A 16,703-nucleotide genomic window follows, 5' to 3' on the forward strand; every position below is an offset into this window, starting at 1 on the left:
GGAGCCTTATGCCACGCTGCTTTTGGTGTACCGCCGACCCGCTTTACCAGCAGTACCATGATCACGAATGGGGTGTTGCACTGCGCGACCCGCAGCGGCTGTTCGAGTTGCTGGTGCTCGAAGGGTTCCAGGCAGGGCTGTCCTGGATCACTATTCTCAAGAAGCGCCAGCGTTACCGTGAAGTGCTGTTCGGTTTCGACGCAGCCCGTCTGGCCCGCATGACCGACGAAGAGCTGGAACTGCGCATGCAGGATACCGGCATCATTCGCAACCGCCTGAAACTCAAGGCGGCGCGCCAGAATGCACAAGCCTGGCTTCGGCTTGAAGACCCGGTAGGGTTCTTATGGTCTTTCGTAGGCAACGCGCCCTTGATCAACCACTTTGCCGACCATAGCGAAGTACCTGTGCAAACACCCCAGGCCCAAGCCATGAGCAAGGCCTTGAAAAAGGCGGGTTTCAGTTTTGTGGGGCCGGTGATCTGTTATGCGTTCATGCAGGCTTCGGGCATGGTGATGGACCACACCACAGGCTGCGATCGTTATCCTGCACTGTCCCGCGTACCTGTCGACCTGGGGTAGGCCGACCTGAGGTAGAATGGCACGCGGGTGACGAGGGGATCGAACTGTGGAAAAGTTGAAGGGCGCCGTAATGGTCGGCGTGCTCAAGGCCTTTGCAATGCTGCCATGGGGTGGCGTGCAGGCCGTGGGTGCAGGCATTGGTTGGCTGATGTGGAAACTGCCTAACCGTTCGCGAGACGTAGTGCGTATCAACCTGGCTAAATGCTTCCCAGAACTCTCGGCCGACGAGCGCGAGCGGTTGACTGGGCAAAGCCTGAAGGACATCGGCCGTTCCTTCACGGAAAGCGCCTGCGCCTGGATCTGGCCAGCCGAGCGTTCGCTGGCGCTGATTCATGAGGTGGAGGGCCTGGAAGTGCTCGAAGCGGCGCTTGCCACCGGCAAAGGTGTGGTGGGCATCACTAGCCACCTGGGCAATTGGGAAGTGCTCAACCACTTCTATTGCAGCCAGTGCAAACCGATCATTTTCTACCGCCCGCCTAAGCTCAAGGCGGTGGACGAGCTGTTGCAAAAACAGCGGGTTCAGTTGGGCAACCGCGTGGCGGCGTCCACCAAGGAAGGCATCCTCAGCGTGATCAAGGAAGTACGCAAAGGTGGCCAGGTCGGTATTCCAGCAGACCCTGAACCGGCGGAGTCTGCCGGGGTATTCGTGCCCTTCCTGGGCACCCAGGCCCTTACCAGCAAGTTCGTACCCAACATGCTCGCCGGTGGCAAAGCTGTGGGCGTTTTTCTTCACGCAGTGCGCCTGCCAGGCGGTTCAGGCTTCAAGGTGATGCTCAAGGCCGCGCCCGAGGCCATGTACAGCACGGACGTGGAGGTATCTGCTGCCGCCATGAGCCAGGTGGTGGAAGACTACGTGCGTGCTTACCCAAGCCAATACATGTGGAGCATGAAGCGTTTCAAGAAGCGGCCTGCTGGCGAGTCGCGCTGGTATTAAAGGCTGCGGTCCAGTTTGCGGATGAATACATTCATCTCTTTCTCTGCCTGCTTGTCACCTTTGGCCTGCGCCGCCGCAATGCCTTGAGCCCAGGCGATACGTGCGGCAGGCAGGTCACCTTGCAACTGCAAGGCCTTACCCAGCAGCTTCCAGGCCGCGGAGTAGTTGGGGTCGTGCTCCACGCACCTGCGCAAGTGTTCGGCTGCCTGCTCACTGCTACCAGCATCCAGGTAGCCTTTGCCAAGGCCGAACCGCAGCAAGGCGTTATCCACACCCTTGGCAAGCATGTTTTCCAGCGACGTGATCATGGCTTGGCCGCCCTTAGAAAAAACTCAGCCCAACGTGGAACAGCTTTTCCACATCACGGATGTACTTTTTATCCACAACGAACAGGATTACGTGGTCACCGCTCTCGATCACGGTGTTGGCGCGGGCAATGATCACTTCCTGGTCCCGGATGATGGCGCCGATAGAGGTGCCCGGCGGCATGGTGATGGTATCCAGTGTACGGCCGACTACCTTGCTGGATCGCGCGTCCCCGTGGGCAATGGCTTCTATGGCCTCTGCCGCGCCCCTGCGCAAAGAGTGCACGCTCACAATATCCCCACGGCGTACGTAGGTCAGCAGGCTACCAATGGTGGCCAGCTGCGGATTGATGGCAATGTCGATTTCGCCGCCCTGCACCAGGTCCACATAGGCTGCATTGTTGATCAGCGTCATCACCTTGCGCGCGCCGAGCCGTTTGGCCAGCAGGGACGACATGATGTTGGCCTCGTCGTCATTGGTGAGGGCAACGAAGATGTCCGCATCAGCAATGTTTTCCTCGACCATTAAGTCACGGTCCGAGGCGCTGCCTTGCAGCACCACGGTGCTGTTGAGGTTTTCGGACAGGTAGCGGCAGCGTGCAGCATTCATCTCGATGATCTTCACCTGGTAACGGCCCTGGATGGCGTCAGCCAGGCGTTCACCGATGTGCCCTCCGCCAGCGATCACCACCCGTTTGTTATTCATGTCCAGGCCCCGCAACTCACCCATGACAGCACGAATGTCCGCCTTGGCCGCGATGAAGAACACTTCGTCGTCCGCCTCGATGACCGTGTCGCCACGTGGAAGGATAGGCCGGTCGCGCCGGAATATGGCGGCTACCCGTGTTTCCACATTGGGCATGTGATGACGGATCTGTCGCAGTTGCTGCCCAACCAGCGGCCCGCCGTAGTAAGCGCGTACTGCTACAAGCTGGGCCTTGCCGCCTGCGAAATCGATCACCTGCAACGCACCGGGATGCTCGATCAGCCGCTTGATATGGTGGGTCACCACCTGTTCAGGGCTGATGAGTACGTCTACCGGAATGGCCGCGTTGGCAAACAGTTCAGTGTTGGTCAGGTACGCCGCCTCTCGGACGCGCGCAATGCGTCGGGGCGTATGAAACAGGGTGTAGGCCACCTGACAGGCAACCATATTGGTTTCATCGCTATTAGTGACAGCGACCAGCATGTCGGCATCGTCCGCGCCGGCCTGGCGCAGTACGGCGGGGAATGACGCCTTGCCCTGAACCGTGCGGATGTCCAAACGATCGCCCAGGCTGCGCAGGCGCTCGCTGTCCGTGTCTACGATGGTGATGTCGTTGGCCTCGCCAGCCAAGTGTTCGGCCAAGGTGCCACCCACCTGGCCTGCACCCAGAATGATGATTTTCACTTCAGTTCGCTCAACGGCCGCTCGACGCGGCGATTTTCATCAGTTTGGCGTAATAGAACCCGTCGTGCCCGCTATTCTGCGGGAACAGCTGACGCCCGTGGGGTTGGCGAACACCGGCTTCGATGGCCAAGTCCAGCTCGCGGGCCCCTGGAGTGCGCTCGAGGAAGGCTGCCAGGGTGTCACTATTCTCCATGGGCAATACTGAACAGGTGGCATACACCAGAATACCGCCTACTTCCAAGGTGCCCCACAAGGCATCCAGCAACTCGCCTTGCAGGTGGGCCAGTGCAGCAATGTCATCGGCCTGCCGTGTGAGTTTGATGTCCGGGTGACGGCGGATCACCCCCGTGGCCGAACAGGGGGCGTCCAGCAAGATACGCTGGAACGGTGTACCGTCCCACCAGGCGGCAGTGTCTCGGCCATCCGCTGCGCGCAGGTCAGCGCTCAAGCCCAGGCGTGAGAGGTTTTCCTCCACCCTGCCCAGCCGTTTGGCTTCCAGGTCGATGCCTAGCACATGGCTCAGCCCTGGCAGGCTTTCCAGAATGTGGCAGGTTTTGCCGCCAGGCGCACAGCAGGCGTCCAACACCCGCTGGCCGGGCTTGAGGTCCAGCAGGCCGGCGGCCAGTTGAGCGGCTTCGTCCTGCACACTTACCCAGCCCTTGGTAAACCCCGGTAAGCCCGTCACGTCCATGGCGCTTGCCAAGGTGATACCGTCCGAACTGAAGCGGCAGGCGGTGGCAGCAATATGTGCATCCCTCAGTAGCGCCAGATAGCCGTCACGGGTGTTATGGCGAGCGTTCACCCGCAGTGTCATGGGCGGGTGCTGATTGTTGGCGTCGCACAGGGTTTCCCAATGGTCTGGCCAGGCGGCTTTCAAAGCCTTCTGCAACCAGCGGGGGTGTGCGGTACGGGCCACAGGGTCACGCTCCAGGCCGGCCAGCAATGCCTCCCCTTCACGTTGGGCTCGGCGAAGTACGGCATTGAGCAGGCCCTTGGCCCAAGGCTTTTTGAGCTTGTCGGCACAGCCTACGGTTTCAGCGATGGCTGCGTGGGCAGGTACTCGGGTATAGAACAGCTGGTAAAGGCCCAGTAGCACCAGCGCGTGAAGGTCTGCGTCAGCAGCCTTGAAGGGCTTTTGCAGCAGGAGCTCAACCAACAGAGCCAGGCGTGGCTCCCAGCGAGCCGTGCCAAACGCCAGCTCCTGGGCCAGCCCGCGGTCCCGCGGTTCTACACGCGCTAATTGCGCTGGCAGCGCACCATTGAGCGAGGCTTTGCCGCTGAGCACTGCGGCTAATGCGTGTGTTGCGGCCAGGCGCGGGTTCATTGGCCCAGCACCGTGCCGACGCTGAAGTACTCACGGCGGCTGTTGTACAGGTCAGCGAAGGCTAGCGGTTTGCCCCCTGGCAGTTGCAGGCGGGTCACGCACAATGCGCCCTCACCGCAGGCAACCGTAAGCCCGTCCCTGCCGGCGGCGATTATTTCGCCAGGCGCGCCCACACCTTCTCCTGCATGGGCAGCCAGTACCTTGACCACTTCACCGTGCAACAGGCTGTGAGAAACGGGCCATGGAAAGAAGGCGCGTGCTTGCCGGTCCAGTTCGATGGCAGGGCGAGACCAATCCAGGCGTGCCTCTTCCTTGTTCAGCTTATGGGCATAGGTGGCCTGCGTGTCGTTCTGCACCTCGCCCTCCAAGGTAGCTGCTGCCAAGCCGGTAATGGCTTCAAGCACAGCGGGTGGGCCCAGCCTGGCCAGGCGGTCGTGCAGGCTGCCACCGGTGTCCTGGCCGCTGATGGGGGTGGTTACCTTCAGCAGCATTGGCCCGGTGTCCAGCCCGGCCTCCATGCGCATCACAGTAACGCCGCTTTCGCTATCACCGGCCTCGATGGCACGCTGAATAGGCGCTGCACCGCGCCACCGCGGGAGTAGTGAAGCATGGCTATTGATGCAGCCCAGGCGGGGAATATCGAGTACCACCTGAGGCAGAATGAGCCCGTACGCCACAACGACCATGAGGTCGGGTGCAAGGGCTGCCAGTTCAGCCTGCGCGTCGGCATTACGCAAGGTAGGTGGCTGATAGACAGGAATGTCATGGGCCAGCGCCAGTTGCTTCACCGGGCTGGGCATCAGTTTCTGGCCCCGCCCCGCAGGCCGGTCCGGCTGGGTGTACACGGCTACCACTTGATGGGCACTGCCCAATAAGGCTTGCAGGTGTTCGGCGGCGAATTCGGGGGTACCGGCAAAAACTAGGCGCATGAGCTTCTCGCTGAAATGAAAAGGGCTTGCCGAAGCAAGCCCTTGGGCACGGGGCAGGTCACGCCTGCTGGCGGTGCTGCTTCTCGAGCTTTTTCTTGATTCGATCGCGTTTGAGCGTGGACAGGTAATCGACAAACAGTTTGCCGTTGAGGTGATCGCATTCATGCTGGATACATACGGCCAGCAGGCCTTCGGCAATCAGCTCGTAAGGTTTGCCGTCTCGGTCCAGGGCCTTGACCTTCACCTTCTGGGGGCGGTCGACGTTCTCGTAGAAACCGGGAACGGACAGGCAACCTTCCTGATACTGGTCCATTTCGTCAGTGAGCGACTCAAACTCGGGGTTGATGAAAACCCGTGGCTCGCTGCGGTCCTCGCTCAGGTCCATGACCACGACACGTTTGTGTACATTCACCTGGGTGGCAGCCAACCCGATACCAGGCGCCTCGTACATGGTTTCAAACATGTCGTCGATCAGCGTACGCAGTTCGTCGTCCACCACTGCAACCGGCTTGGCCAAGGTGCGCAGGCGTGGGTCCGGAAATTCGAGGATGTTTAAAATAGCCATATGCTTTAGTGATGCACTGTAAGGTAAAGTCAGTGGGAATGGCGCCGAGCGCTTGTTGAGCAGCCGCTGCTCATGGAAAGCCCCGCGGTACACAGGCCATGCCGGCGGCGGGGTTTGACGAATGCGTACATGATAAAGGGATTCACGGCATGAGGAAATCATTACTCGCCCTGTTGCTGCTTGCCGGTGCAAGCCTGGCGCAAGGCGACGAACTGCTTCGCGAGGGCCATCCGCAGCGCTATACCGTGGTGCAGGGTGATACCTTGTGGGATATTTCAGGCAAATTTCTCAACCAGCCCTGGCAGTGGCCCCGTATCTGGCACGCCAACCCCCAGATTGCCAACCCAGACCTGATCTACCCTGGCGATTCGCTGGTTCTGGGGATAGTGAATGGCCAGCCGCAGTTATTCCTTGAACGAGGGCAATCGCGGGGTACGGTTAAGCTCTCGCCTCATGTGCGCGCTACTCCCGTTGCCGAAGCTGTACCCAGTATTCCCCTGGGGGCGATCAACGCGTTTCTGATCAATAACCGTATCGTGGACACCGCCTCGGCGTTCGACAGCGCACCTTATATCGTGGCCGGTAACCAGGAGCGCGTGCTCAGTGGCATGGGCGACCGGATCTACGCGCGTGGGCAGTTCGATCCGGCCCATACCGTCTATGGCATCTTCCGCCAAGGCAAGGTGTATACCGACCCTGATACCCAAGAGGTGCTTGGCATCAATGCCGACAGCATCGGTGGGGGCGAAATAGTCGCTACTGAAGGCGATATCGCGACGTTGAGCCTGCAACGCTCTAATGCAGAGGTGCGATTAGGGGATCGCCTGTTCACCAGTGAGGAGCATGCTGTCAACTCAACGTTTTTCCCAAGCCCACCAGCGACACAAATTGAAGGGAAGATTATAGACGTGCCGCGCGGTGTCACTCAGATTGGCAAGTATGATGTGGTGACCTTGGACAAGGGGCAACGGGACGGCTTGCAGGAAGGCAATGTACTGGCGATCTATAAAACCGGCGAAACGGTGCGCGACCGTCTCAATGGCGACCGGGTCAAAGTGCCGGATGAGCGTGCAGGCCTGTTGATGGTATTCCGAGCCTATGAAAAGTTGAGTTATGGGCTAGTACTGACCGCTAGCCGTTCCCTTGCTATCCAGGACAAGATAAGGAACCCATAGCTAGGCTTTCAAAAAGTTATGAACACAGTTATCCACAGGTTGCTATGGCCTGTGGAGGCTAACGATCAAGGATGATCATATGCCTTTGTTTGCGTCTAGTACCCCTGCTCTAGGTGAGCTTGAAGCACGCCTTCGGTTACACCGCGTGCCTCACATTGGGCCTGCACATTTCCGTACCTTGGTCAGCGCCTTTGGGTGTGCCAGCGCGGCGTTGAGTGCGCCGGCCGCAGCCTGGCGGGCATTGGGGATGCCTCCCGCTGCTGCCAGCGCACGAGGCGATATCGCTGTGAGAGAGGCTGCCACCGCCGCTCTTCATTGGTTAGGCTCACCGCACCACCATCTGCTGGCATTCGACAGCCCCGACTACCCAGCCTTGCTGGGCGAAATTCCCAACCCGCCCCCTCTGCTGTTCATCGCCGGAGAGCCCGGGTTGCTCGATCGCCCGCAGCTAGCGGTTGTGGGAAGCCGTCGCGCTTCAGCCCCGGGCCTGGATACCGCCAAAGCCTTTTCCCGAGCCTTGGCGGGCGCGGGTTTTGTGATCACGTCAGGTTTGGCGACGGGCATTGATGGTGCGGCACATCGAGCAGCACTGGATGTAAACGGCGCCACCGTTGCCGTACTGGGCAGTGGCCTCCAAAGACTTTATCCACAGCGCCATGTTCGCCTGGCTCAAGCCATTGTCGACCAGGGCGGTGCACTGGTTTCCGAGTTTCCACTGCAGACGGCACCTACCCGAGAAACCTTTCCACAGCGCAACCGTATTATCAGTGGCTTGTCCTTGGGCGTACTTGTAGTGGAAGCCAACATTGCCAGCGGGTCACTGATTACTGCGAGGCTGGCAGCCGAGCAAGGTCGGGAGGTATTTGCCATTCCTGGCTCGATTCATCATCCCGGCATGAAGGGTTGCCACCAACTGATTCGTGATGGGGCTCAACTGGTGGAATCGGTGCAGCATATTCTTGAAGGCCTGCGCGGCTGGCAGGGGCCACTGCCCAATGAACATACAACGGCACTTGCATCGGTACCTCCTGATCCTCTGTTGCAACAACTCCTGGCAGCGCCGCAGACGGCCCAGCAATTGGCGAGCAGCCTGTGTTGGCCCATGCCTCAGGTACTGGCTGCCCTTACTGAGCACGAGCTGGCGGGCCGCGCGGTTTGTGAAGCCGGGCGTTGGTTTGGTCGCCCTGCCTAGTTACACTGCCTGCATTCAGGGTATGAAGGGGCTGAAACAATGGAAAGCAGCTGGCGTGTGCAGCAAGCCGCTCGGGAAATCCGGGCGGGTGCAGTGATCGCTTATCCAACCGAAGCCGTATGGGGCCTGGGCTGTGATCCTTGGAACGAGGAGGCCGTGTACCGTCTGCTGGCCATCAAGGGCCGATCGGTGAACAAAGGGGTAATCCTGATTGCTGACAACATTCGGCAGTTCGATTTTCTGTTCGAGGATTTCCCCCAAGCGTGGCTCGACAAAATGTCCAGTACTTGGCCGGGCCCTAATACCTGGTTGGTGCCCCACCGTGACTTGCTGCCTGAATGGATCACCGGCCAGCACGATAGCGTAGCGGTGCGGGTCAGTGATCACCCCTTGGTGCGGGAGCTGTGCGCGCTGGTGGGGCCACTGGTTTCAACGTCGGCCAATCCCCAAGGTCGCCCCCCTGCCCGCAGTCGGCTACGGGTTGAGCAGTACTTCAGGGGCGACGTGGATGTGGTGCTGGGCGGGGCACTGGGGGGGCGGAAAAGCCCGAGTGTAATCCGCGACCTGCGCAGTGGCGAGGTAGTGAGGCCCTGATAGCGCCAGCCCTGCAGGCGGAATAAGCCTGCGCAGCTTCTGATCAGGCTGGCGCTTGTAAAACCGTCAAGGCAGCAGGATGCTGGACCCTGTGGTCAGGCGGCTGGAAAGCTCGGTATGCGCCTTGGCGGCATCGCTGAGCGAATAACGCTGGTTGATGTCTACGGTGATCTTGCCCTGGGCGATCATGTCGAACAGCTCATCCGCCATACCTTGCAAGGCGCCGGGTACTGCATAGGTGCCCAGCGTGGGCCGGGTCACGTAAAGCGAGCCTTTGCTGGCCAGTATGCCCAGGTTCACGCCGCTGACCGCGCCAGAGGCGTTACCGAAGCTTACCAGCAACCCACGGGGCGCCACGCACTCCAGAGAGGTCTCCCACGTATCTTTGCCTACGCCGTCGTAGACCACCGGGCATTTCTTGCCATCCGTGAGCTCCAGCACCCGTTTGGCCACGTCTTCATGGCTGTAGTCGATGATTTCCCAGGCACCCGCAGCCTTGGCCTTTTCAGCCTTTGCTGGGGAGCTTACGGTTCCGATCACCTTCGCACCCAGGGCTTTGGCCCATTGGCAAGCTAGCAGGCCTACCCCTCCGGCGGCGGCATGAAACAGGATGGTCTCGCCGCTTTGAAGCCGGTAGGTCTGGCGTAGCAGGTACTGTACTGTCAGGCCCTTGAGCATGACCGCGGCAGCCTGTTCGAAACTCACAGCGTCTGGCAGCTTCACTACGTTGGCAGCAGGCAGTACGTGGACTTCACTGTATGCCCCCAAGGGCCCACCGGCGTAGGCCACACGATCACCGACCTGTAGCGCAGTGACCTGAGCACCAACGGCTTCGACCACGCCAGCCGCTTCGGTGCCAAGCCCGGAAGGTAACGATGGCGCCGGATACAAGCCGCTGCGGTAATAGGTGTCGATGTAGTTCAGGCCAATGGCGTGGTTACGCACTCGGACTTCAAGAGGGCCGGGTTCGGCCGGCTCAACGTCGACGAGCGTGAGTACTTCGGGACCGCCATTGCTGGAAAACTGGATGCGCTTTGCCATGGGTGTCTCCTTTTTCTTCTCAAGGGAAAGGCCTATCGGACGCTTTCCATAGACCGGCGTCAACTGCCCACGCATTTGTCAGTGGTATGCTACGCGCCGATTTCATTGGCCGTTTCCCATGGCCATGGACACAGGCGTGCATGAGGTAATCGATGAACACTCGCACCGAGGCTGTGAAAGCCTACCTGCTGGACCTGCAAGATCGCATCTGCAAGGCCTTGGAAGATGAAGACGGCGGCGCTCGCTTTGTGGAAGACGCCTGGGCGCGGCCGGCAGGTGGCGGTGGCCGCACGCGAGTAATCGATGGCGGTACGGTACTGGAAAAAGGCGGTGTCAATTTCTCCCATGTATACGGGACCGGCCTTCCGCCTTCCGCCAGTGCCCATCGTCCGGAACTGGCAGGGCGTGGGTTCGAGGCTCTGGGTGTTTCCCTGGTGATGCACCCCCGCAACCCTCATGTGCCGACGTCCCACGCCAACGTACGTTTCTTTATCGCGGAGAAAGAAGGCGAAGCGCCCGTATGGTGGTTTGGTGGTGGGTTCGACCTCACGCCCTACTATGGCAATGACGCGGACTGTATTCATTGGCACCGGGTGGCTGAACAAGCCTGCGCACCGTTTGGCGAAGAGGTGTACGCCAATTACAAAGCCTGGTGCGACCGTTATTTCCACCTCAAGCACCGTAATGAACCTCGCGGGGTGGGTGGGTTGTTTTTCGACGACCTCAACCACTGGGACTTCGATACCAGTTTTGCCTTTATGCGGGCGATCGGTGATGCCTACCTCGAGGCCTACCTGCCTATCGTGAAGCGCCGCCGGGATACGCCCTGGACCGATCAGCAAAAAGCCTTCCAGGAGTTTCGACGTGGGCGCTATGTTGAGTTCAACCTGGTGTATGACCGTGGCACGTTGTTTGGCCTGCAGTCGGGCGGGCGTACCGAGTCGATTCTCATGTCGTTACCCCCCACTGTACGCTGGGGCTACGATTGGAAACCCGAGCCTGGCACTGAGGAGGCTCGCCTGACCGAGTACTTCCTGCAGGACCGTGATTGGTTAGGGAAAGGCCCTGCTGCGGGCCTGCAGCCCTGAGGAGTCTAGATGGACCGCTATGTTGTGTTCGGTAACCCCATAGGGCATAGCAAGTCGCCCTATATCCATGCGTGCTTTGCCGAGCAGACGGCTCAGCTTATGGAGTACAGGCCGCTACTTGCCCCCCTGGATGCCTTTTCCGCTACTGCCCGGGTGTTTTTCGAACAAGGCCTGGGCGGCAACGTGACAGTACCTTTCAAAGAAGAAGCCTGGCGCCTGTGTGACATACGTACACCTCGCGCCGAACGTGCAGGTGCAGTGAACATGCTCAGCCGTCTTGAGGATGGGCGGCTGCAGGGCGACAACACAGACGGCGAGGGCCTTGTGCGCGACCTGTTGCACAACTGTGGCATACCCTTGAAGGGCGCGCGCATTGTGCTACTGGGTGCCGGTGGGGCAGCACGCGGCGTGATAGAGCCCTTGCTGGAACAGCACCCAGCCTCTCTGGTAATCGCCAACCGTACGCTTGAAAAAGCACAAGCCCTTGTGGAGCTGTTTGGTTCGCTTGGTCCAGTGTCTGCTTGCTCGTTCCAGGCGCTGCAAGGGCCCGTGGACCTGATTATCAATGCCACGGCTGCCAGCCTGGCAGGTGAATTGCCACCCTTGTCGGCAGGCCTAGTCAGCCCTGGCCATACAGCGTGCTACGACATGATGTACAGCACTTCCCTTACGCCGTTCAATGCCTGGGCATTAGAGAATGGGGCTTCGCAGGCCATCGATGGCCTTGGCATGCTGGTAGAGCAGGCGGCGGTAGCGTTCCGCAAATGGCGCGGTGTAGACGTATCCACCGCGCCTGTGCTGCAAGCGCTACGTGAAGGCAGCGCTTAGTTGAACGTAAAGGGCGGCAGGCCTAGCGCCTTGCGCAGGGCATTCTCGTTGAAAGGAAACGGGTTGGTATCCAGCGTTATGCTGCCCTGCCTGGTATCGAATGCATAAGGGGCCAAACCTGTGGCAATCCCGATGGCTTGCAGCTCGCACGCTGGAACATTGATGTTACGGCCGAGGTAATTCAAGCTTATGTCGCCTCTGAAAACCGTACCGTTGATAGAGTTCCAGGCCATGCACAAGCCCCGGTAAAACTCCAGCAAAGGCAATTCCACGGTACCGGCACGGTACGGGGCAAATAGAAGCGTGCCACCGCTAAGGCCCAGCCCAGGCCTGCCGTTGTCTATGAAATGAGTGCCTTCGTCGCTTTCCTCGGTTGAGGGCAGGTAGGCCGTCCAGCTATTACCTGTCTGCTCGGTAATACGTACAGGATAGCCACGCCCCGGGCGATCCAGGGCCGCCAACAACGTGCGCCCGATGGGCAGGCGACGTAACAGTTGCAGATAGCTTTCAACTTCCTGCTTGAACAGGTCGTTGCCTATAACCTCAAGGCCTTTTGCTCCAAGCGTTCGTGCCTCGTCAGGCACTGGTGCAGTCAGCAGGTCATCGCCTTCTGCATTACGTACCAGCACTGCGCGGTCGCCAGGAGCACCCTTAAGGTAATAGCCGTCGATCACTACTTGGTCTGGCTCAGCGGCTTGAATAAAGGCAAGGCCTTCGCCAACGGTCACATGGTGGTTTCCCTGGCCCAAGTGGACTTCAGCTAGCCCTGCCCCGGTCTGGAGGCGCGCGGGTCCATTTCCTGTATAGATCACCAAGGGACAATCTACGTCTGCAGCGACCTGTAGGTTCAATGAGCCGCCTTGTGCGTCCAGGCAAAGCGCCTGGCCTGGCTCCAGGCGTATCGCGAACCGCCGACCATTGATGGTCAAGCGAGTAACACACAGATATTGTGTCAGCTTGATCTCGTTTTGTGACGCCGTGGTTTTGAAAATGAGCCTGTCAATGAACGTAACCAACCCATTACGTGCAGGCAAGTAGTGCTCTCGGCTGACCTCCAGCGTGTCAGCAGAGTAAATACGTGTGTACCGGATCACATGGTGGGGGTAGGCGTCGTCGTTGAAGGCTTCTTGGAAATAGCCTGACTCATTGCCGGCAATGAACAGCGCAGGGGTTCGCATGGTCGACCTTCCTGGTTCGAAATGATGAGCCAGGAAGGGTACGTATAGGCCCTTTACCGAGGCGGTAAAGATGTATGGCCGTGCGGGTTACAGCGTAGCGGTAACCGCAGGCAAGGCTTCTTTGCCGTCCATGGTTTTCAGGCCAGCCAGCCAGCTCTTCAGAACGTCAGGGTGAGCCTTGAGCCAAGCCTTGGCCGCCACCGTATTGCTGACTTTGCTGTCAGCTACCTCCGCCATGATGGCGTTTTCCATCTCCTGGGTGAAGGTCATCTGGCTGAACAGCTTGGCCACTTCTGGGCAGGCATTGGCGTAACCATTTCGTGTCAGGGTATACACGCTACCGGAAGCACCGAAGTAGGCTTCTCCACCGGTGAGATAACGCATTTTCAACTTCACGTTCATGGGGTGGGGTGTCCAACCCAGGAAGGTCACGAACCGCTGGCTTTTTACGGCGCGGTTCACTTCTGCCAGCATGGCTTGCTCGCTGGACTCGACCAGTTTCCATTGCCCAAGGTCAAAATCGTTTTTCTTGATGATGTCGGCGATGGACTGGTTGGCAGGCGCGCCCGAGCCGATGCCATAAATCTTGTGACCAAACTTGTCGGCAAATTTGTTCAGGTCTTTGAAATCATGGACGCCTGCCTCATACACATAATCGGGAACTGCCAGGGTGAACTCAGTCCCTTTGAGGTTTTCAGCCAAGCGTGTGACCTTTCCATTGGCCACAAACTGGTCGTCGAACCCCTTCTGCGCTGGCATCCAATTGCCAAGGAATACGTCTACCTGCCCGTCACGCAAGCCGCCATAGGTGATAGGAACAGCCAGCGAGTCCACTTTGGTCTTGTAGCCCAGGCCTTCCAGAACCACACCAGCCAAGGCATTGGTCGCAGCAATATCACTCCAGCCAGGGTCGGCCATTTTGACGGGGCTGCAGCTGTCGGCCGCTTGGCCTACTGAAGCAGCAACGCTGCATGTTGCAAACAACAACACGGTGGATAAGGTTTTCATGGTCTTCCCCCTTCTTTCTCGTTTAATTGGCAGGGTTGCGGAAAACGCGCCTTGCGCTCCAGATCGTCCAGGTCGATATGGTTGCGCATGTACTGCTGACTGGCATCTACCAGTGGCTGGTGGTCCCAGCTCTTGAGAGTGCCAAGCGCCAAGGCATGCCCTACAAAACGGCGGCGACGCTGGCTTGCCAGTACCTGGTGGTGGATCTGTGGCATATCCCATTTGGCCTGGGCTTCGATCACGAAGGCTGCCAGCACCTGAGCGTGGTCCAATGAGGTGGCCAGGTTCTCGCGCTCTTGCGGGTCGTTGTGTACGTCGTACAGCAGGTAAGGATCTGTTTCACTGTAGATAAATTTGTAATTACCCCGGCGAATCATCATCAGCGGGCTGGTTGTACCCTCAGCCATGTACTCACCGAATACTTCGTCATGCCCACCCTCTCCTACCAAATGGGGCATCAACGAGCGCCCGTCCAATGGCAGCTCAGGCATTGGCTCACTGCCCGCCAGCTCTACCAGCGTGGGCAACAGGTCGACAGTGGAAACGCTGGCCTTTACGCGCCTAGGTTCGAACGTACCGGGCGCCCACACCAGCAGCGGGACCCGTGCTGCCATTTCAAACCAGTGCATCTTGTACCACAGTCCACGCTCACCCAGCATATCGCCGTGATCGCCACTGAACACCACGACCGTATCCTTGAGCAAGCCTGTGTCTTCCAGCACAGAAAGCAAACTGCCTACTTGGTCATCAATGTAGCTGCATGCACCGAAATAGGCATGGCGGGCATCGCGCACTTTGTGTTCTGGCAGCGGTTTGTCCCACAGGTCGTATACCTTCATCAGGCGCTTGGAGTGAGGGTCCAGGGCGTCCTGCGCTGGTGCTGTACCCGGTAGGGGGATGTCGGCATCGCTGTAGCGGTCCCAGTACTGGCGCGGGATGGTGTAAGGGTCGTGAGGGTGAGTCATGGACACTGTCAGGCAGAACGGCTGGTCGGTGCCTTTGCGTACATGGTCGTAGAGGTATTGGCGGGCCTTGAATACCACTTCGTCATCGAAATCAAGCTGGTTGGTCCGCACGCATGGCCCTGCCTGAAGCACGGAAGACATGTTGTGATACCAGCTGGGCCGGTCGTTCGGCTCATCCCAGTTTACTGCCCAGCCGTAGTCGGCGGGGTAGATATCGCTGGTCAAACGCTCTTCATAACCGTGCAGCTGGTCTGGCCCGCAGAAGTGCATCTTGCCAGACAGGGCTGTGTGATAGCCCAACCGACGCAGGTAGTGCGCATAGGTCGGAACGTCGGCAGGAAAGTCTGCTGCGTTGTCATAGGCGCCGATACGGCTGGGCAATTGTCCACTGACCAGCGTAAAGCGCGATGGCGCGCAAAGCGGGCTGTTGCAGTAAGCCGAGTCGAATACCACCCCTTCTTCAGCCAGGCGCGACAGGTGAGGCATCTTGAGCGGGGACGACTGATAGAACGGCAGCATAGGCGCCGCCATCTGGTCAGCCATGATAAATAGAATATGCTTGCGCTTGGCCGTGCGAGGGCGTTCCATATGGGGACCTTATGCCAGTGAGCTTTCTTTCAGCATGCAGGCCTGTAAGGCTGGTGGTAAATCCCGTATGGGCTAATGCCTAGGATAAGTACAGGTTATGTTTGAACAGCTAGGGCCGTTGTCGCTAGATACGCTGCGCACCTTCGAGGCAGCTGCACGCCATAGCAGCTTTACGGCAGCGGCCCTTGAGCTGGGCTCCACTCAACCTGCGGTGAGCCAGCAAATCAAACGGCTTGAAGGGCAACTCAAGCACCGCCTGTTTGATCGCATCTATCGAGGTATTGCCCTGACTGAGGCAGGTGAGCGCCTGTTCCAACAGGTTACCGAAGGGTTTGGCTGCCTAGAAAAGGGCTTGGTTGAGCTGGCTAGTCATAACCAGCGCGAGGTCTTGGAGGTGGCCACCGACTTTGCCTTTGCAGCGTATTGGTTGATGCCTCGGCTACACCGCTTCCACCAAACTTACCCTAACGTAGATGTCAGTATTGTTACTGGAGATCGCACCCCTGGTGCCCTGCGGGGAGATACGGACATTGCCATTGTCTTCGGCGATGGCCGTTTTCCTGGCCATGGGCACAGCCATTGGCTATTCAACGAAGAGGTTTTTCCTGTTTGCAGCCCTCGGCTTATGGAAGGCCGCAGTATGCCAATGTCGCCAGCATCGTTGCGAAGCCTGCCGCTGCTACACCTGCGGGGTGCCCAAGGTAACCGTTGGTTTGACTGGGCAGGGCTGTTCAATGCGTTGGGTATCAGCGCGGCCCCGGCGCCTGGCCAATTGAGGTTCGACAATTACACCTTATTGATTCAAGCGGCTATCGGCGGGCAAGGCGTCGCCATTGGCTGGCGCCACTTGGTGGATGGGCTGATCGAACAGGGCCTGCTGTGCAGGCCTGTCAACGGCAGTGTACGTTCCGAACTGGGCTACCACCTGCTGTTGCCGCCTCGTAAAAGACGGGGACGGATGATCGAGCACTTCGTGGCGTGGTTAATGACTGAGCAGGCGCAATAGACGGTATCGGGTGAT

The 16,703-nt window shown here is 59.1% G+C and carries 17 protein-coding genes; 8 read left to right on the forward strand and 9 right to left on the reverse strand.

The features are described from left to right. Positions 1 to 8: 8 nt before the first annotated feature. Positions 9 to 578: a DNA-3-methyladenine glycosylase I gene (locus HBH25_RS19020; RefSeq protein ID WP_168085512.1), complete on the forward strand. Its 570-nt coding sequence runs from the start codon at positions 9 to 11 to the stop codon at positions 576 to 578. Positions 579 to 624: 46 nt separating this feature from the next. Then, positions 625 to 1,512, forward strand: coding sequence for a lysophospholipid acyltransferase (locus HBH25_RS19025; protein ID WP_168085513.1), 888 nt, complete (start codon positions 625 to 627; stop codon positions 1,510 to 1,512). On the opposite strand, the gene HBH25_RS19030 is transcribed toward HBH25_RS19025, so the two are convergent. Genes HBH25_RS19030 through def form a run of 5 tightly spaced genes read right to left on the reverse strand, consistent with a single transcriptional unit; the run spans position 1,509 to position 6,025 of the window. Further along, positions 1,509 to 1,820 carry a tetratricopeptide repeat protein gene (locus HBH25_RS19030; RefSeq protein ID WP_168085514.1) on the reverse strand — a complete coding sequence of 104 codons (312 nt, stop codon included), beginning with the start codon at positions 1,818 to 1,820 and terminating at the stop codon, positions 1,509 to 1,511. The genes HBH25_RS19025 and HBH25_RS19030 overlap by 4 nt on opposite strands. Positions 1,821 to 1,833: 13 nt before the next feature. Further along, entirely contained in the window at positions 1,834 to 3,207 is a 1,374-nt protein-coding gene (trkA, locus tag HBH25_RS19035; protein WP_168085515.1) for a Trk system potassium transporter TrkA, read from the reverse strand. A gap of 10 nt (positions 3,208 to 3,217) precedes the next feature. Further along, a complete protein-coding gene (gene rsmB, locus HBH25_RS19040; protein ID WP_168085516.1) occupies positions 3,218 to 4,531 on the reverse strand; it encodes a 16S rRNA (cytosine(967)-C(5))-methyltransferase RsmB in 1,314 nt (437 codons plus the stop codon). Continuing rightward, positions 4,528 to 5,460, reverse strand: coding sequence for a methionyl-tRNA formyltransferase (gene fmt, locus HBH25_RS19045; protein ID WP_168085517.1), 933 nt, complete (start codon positions 5,458 to 5,460; stop codon positions 4,528 to 4,530). The genes rsmB and fmt overlap by 4 nt, the downstream gene beginning before the upstream one ends. Positions 5,461 to 5,518: 58 nt before the next feature. Continuing rightward, positions 5,519 to 6,025: a peptide deformylase gene (gene def, locus HBH25_RS19050; protein WP_168085518.1), complete on the reverse strand. Its 507-nt coding sequence runs from the start codon at positions 6,023 to 6,025 to the stop codon at positions 5,519 to 5,521. 149 nt (positions 6,026 to 6,174) lie between these two features. Between def and HBH25_RS19055 the strand changes: the two genes are divergently transcribed. From HBH25_RS19055 to tsaC, 3 genes are all read left to right on the forward strand, one after another. After that, positions 6,175 to 7,200 carry a LysM peptidoglycan-binding domain-containing protein gene (locus HBH25_RS19055; protein ID WP_168085519.1) on the forward strand — a complete coding sequence of 342 codons (1,026 nt, stop codon included), beginning with the start codon at positions 6,175 to 6,177 and terminating at the stop codon, positions 7,198 to 7,200. Positions 7,201 to 7,279: 79 nt separating this feature from the next. Continuing rightward, complete coding sequence (dprA, locus tag HBH25_RS19060) at positions 7,280 to 8,392, forward strand: DNA-processing protein DprA (RefSeq protein ID WP_168085520.1); 1,113 nt, start codon at positions 7,280 to 7,282, stop codon at positions 8,390 to 8,392. A gap of 39 nt (positions 8,393 to 8,431) precedes the next feature. Next, positions 8,432 to 8,986: an L-threonylcarbamoyladenylate synthase type 1 TsaC gene (gene tsaC, locus HBH25_RS19065; protein WP_168085521.1), complete on the forward strand. Its 555-nt coding sequence runs from the start codon at positions 8,432 to 8,434 to the stop codon at positions 8,984 to 8,986. 66 nt (positions 8,987 to 9,052) lie between these two features. On the opposite strand, the gene HBH25_RS19070 is transcribed toward tsaC, so the two are convergent. Further along, positions 9,053 to 10,027 (reverse strand): NADPH:quinone reductase, encoded by a 975-nt coding sequence (locus HBH25_RS19070; protein ID WP_168085522.1) that lies wholly within the window; start codon positions 10,025 to 10,027, stop codon positions 9,053 to 9,055. Positions 10,028 to 10,179: 152 nt separating this feature from the next. Here HBH25_RS19070 and hemF point away from each other — a divergent pair, with 152 nt between their 5' ends. Together hemF and aroE are read left to right on the forward strand one after the other, a co-directional pair. Beyond that, entirely contained in the window at positions 10,180 to 11,115 is a 936-nt protein-coding gene (gene hemF / locus HBH25_RS19075; RefSeq protein ID WP_168085523.1) for an oxygen-dependent coproporphyrinogen oxidase, read from the forward strand. 9 nt (positions 11,116 to 11,124) lie between these two features. Next, positions 11,125 to 11,943 carry a shikimate dehydrogenase gene (gene aroE, locus HBH25_RS19080; RefSeq protein WP_168085524.1) on the forward strand — a complete coding sequence of 273 codons (819 nt, stop codon included), beginning with the start codon at positions 11,125 to 11,127 and terminating at the stop codon, positions 11,941 to 11,943. Here the strand turns inward: aroE and HBH25_RS19085 are convergent. From HBH25_RS19085 to betC, 3 genes are all read right to left on the reverse strand, one after another. Continuing rightward, entirely contained in the window at positions 11,940 to 13,121 is a 1,182-nt protein-coding gene (locus HBH25_RS19085; protein WP_168085525.1) for a type III secretion system effector protein, read from the reverse strand. The genes aroE and HBH25_RS19085 overlap by 4 nt on opposite strands. 87 nt (positions 13,122 to 13,208) lie before the next feature. Further along, positions 13,209 to 14,129 carry a choline ABC transporter substrate-binding protein gene (choX, locus tag HBH25_RS19090; RefSeq protein WP_168085526.1) on the reverse strand — a complete coding sequence of 307 codons (921 nt, stop codon included), beginning with the start codon at positions 14,127 to 14,129 and terminating at the stop codon, positions 13,209 to 13,211. Continuing rightward, entirely contained in the window at positions 14,126 to 15,682 is a 1,557-nt protein-coding gene (betC, locus tag HBH25_RS19095; RefSeq protein WP_168085527.1) for a choline-sulfatase, read from the reverse strand. The genes choX and betC overlap by 4 nt, the downstream gene beginning before the upstream one ends. Before the next feature lie 97 nt (positions 15,683 to 15,779). On the opposite strand from betC, the gene HBH25_RS19100 reads away from it, so the two are divergent. Further along, entirely contained in the window at positions 15,780 to 16,688 is a 909-nt protein-coding gene (locus HBH25_RS19100; RefSeq protein ID WP_168085528.1) for a choline sulfate utilization transcriptional regulator, read from the forward strand. The last annotated feature ends 15 nt before the right edge of the window (positions 16,689 to 16,703 follow it).

Source organism: Pseudomonas quercus (genome assembly GCF_012033695.1).
GTDB lineage: Bacteria > Pseudomonadota > Gammaproteobacteria > Pseudomonadales > Pseudomonadaceae > Aquipseudomonas > Aquipseudomonas quercus.

What these genes read in the sequence shown, in the direction of transcription:
- HBH25_RS19020 (WP_168085512.1), top strand. Translation starts at nt 9, where the DNA reads ATGCCACGCTGCTTTTGGTGTACCGCCGACCCGCTTTACCAGCAGTAC.
- HBH25_RS19030 (WP_168085514.1), bottom strand. Translation starts at nt 1,820, where the DNA reads ATGATCACGTCGCTGGAAAACATGCTTGCCAAGGGTGTGGATAACGCC.
- rsmB (WP_168085516.1), bottom strand. Translation starts at nt 4,531, where the DNA reads ATGAACCCGCGCCTGGCCGCAACACACGCATTAGCCGCAGTGCTCAGC.
- fmt (WP_168085517.1), bottom strand. Translation starts at nt 5,460, where the DNA reads ATGCGCCTAGTTTTTGCCGGTACCCCCGAATTCGCCGCCGAACACCTG.
- def (WP_168085518.1), bottom strand. Translation starts at nt 6,025, where the DNA reads ATGGCTATTTTAAACATCCTCGAATTTCCGGACCCACGCCTGCGCACC.
- HBH25_RS19055 (WP_168085519.1), top strand. Translation starts at nt 6,175, where the DNA reads ATGAGGAAATCATTACTCGCCCTGTTGCTGCTTGCCGGTGCAAGCCTG.
- dprA (WP_168085520.1), top strand. Translation starts at nt 7,280, where the DNA reads ATGCCTTTGTTTGCGTCTAGTACCCCTGCTCTAGGTGAGCTTGAAGCA.
- tsaC (WP_168085521.1), top strand. Translation starts at nt 8,432, where the DNA reads ATGGAAAGCAGCTGGCGTGTGCAGCAAGCCGCTCGGGAAATCCGGGCG.
- HBH25_RS19070 (WP_168085522.1), bottom strand. Translation starts at nt 10,027, where the DNA reads ATGGCAAAGCGCATCCAGTTTTCCAGCAATGGCGGTCCCGAAGTACTC.
- hemF (WP_168085523.1), top strand. Translation starts at nt 10,180, where the DNA reads ATGAACACTCGCACCGAGGCTGTGAAAGCCTACCTGCTGGACCTGCAA.
- aroE (WP_168085524.1), top strand. Translation starts at nt 11,125, where the DNA reads ATGGACCGCTATGTTGTGTTCGGTAACCCCATAGGGCATAGCAAGTCG.
- HBH25_RS19085 (WP_168085525.1), bottom strand. Translation starts at nt 13,121, where the DNA reads ATGCGAACCCCTGCGCTGTTCATTGCCGGCAATGAGTCAGGCTATTTC.
- choX (WP_168085526.1), bottom strand. Translation starts at nt 14,129, where the DNA reads ATGAAAACCTTATCCACCGTGTTGTTGTTTGCAACATGCAGCGTTGCT.
- betC (WP_168085527.1), bottom strand. Translation starts at nt 15,682, where the DNA reads ATGGAACGCCCTCGCACGGCCAAGCGCAAGCATATTCTATTTATCATG.
- HBH25_RS19100 (WP_168085528.1), top strand. Translation starts at nt 15,780, where the DNA reads ATGTTTGAACAGCTAGGGCCGTTGTCGCTAGATACGCTGCGCACCTTC.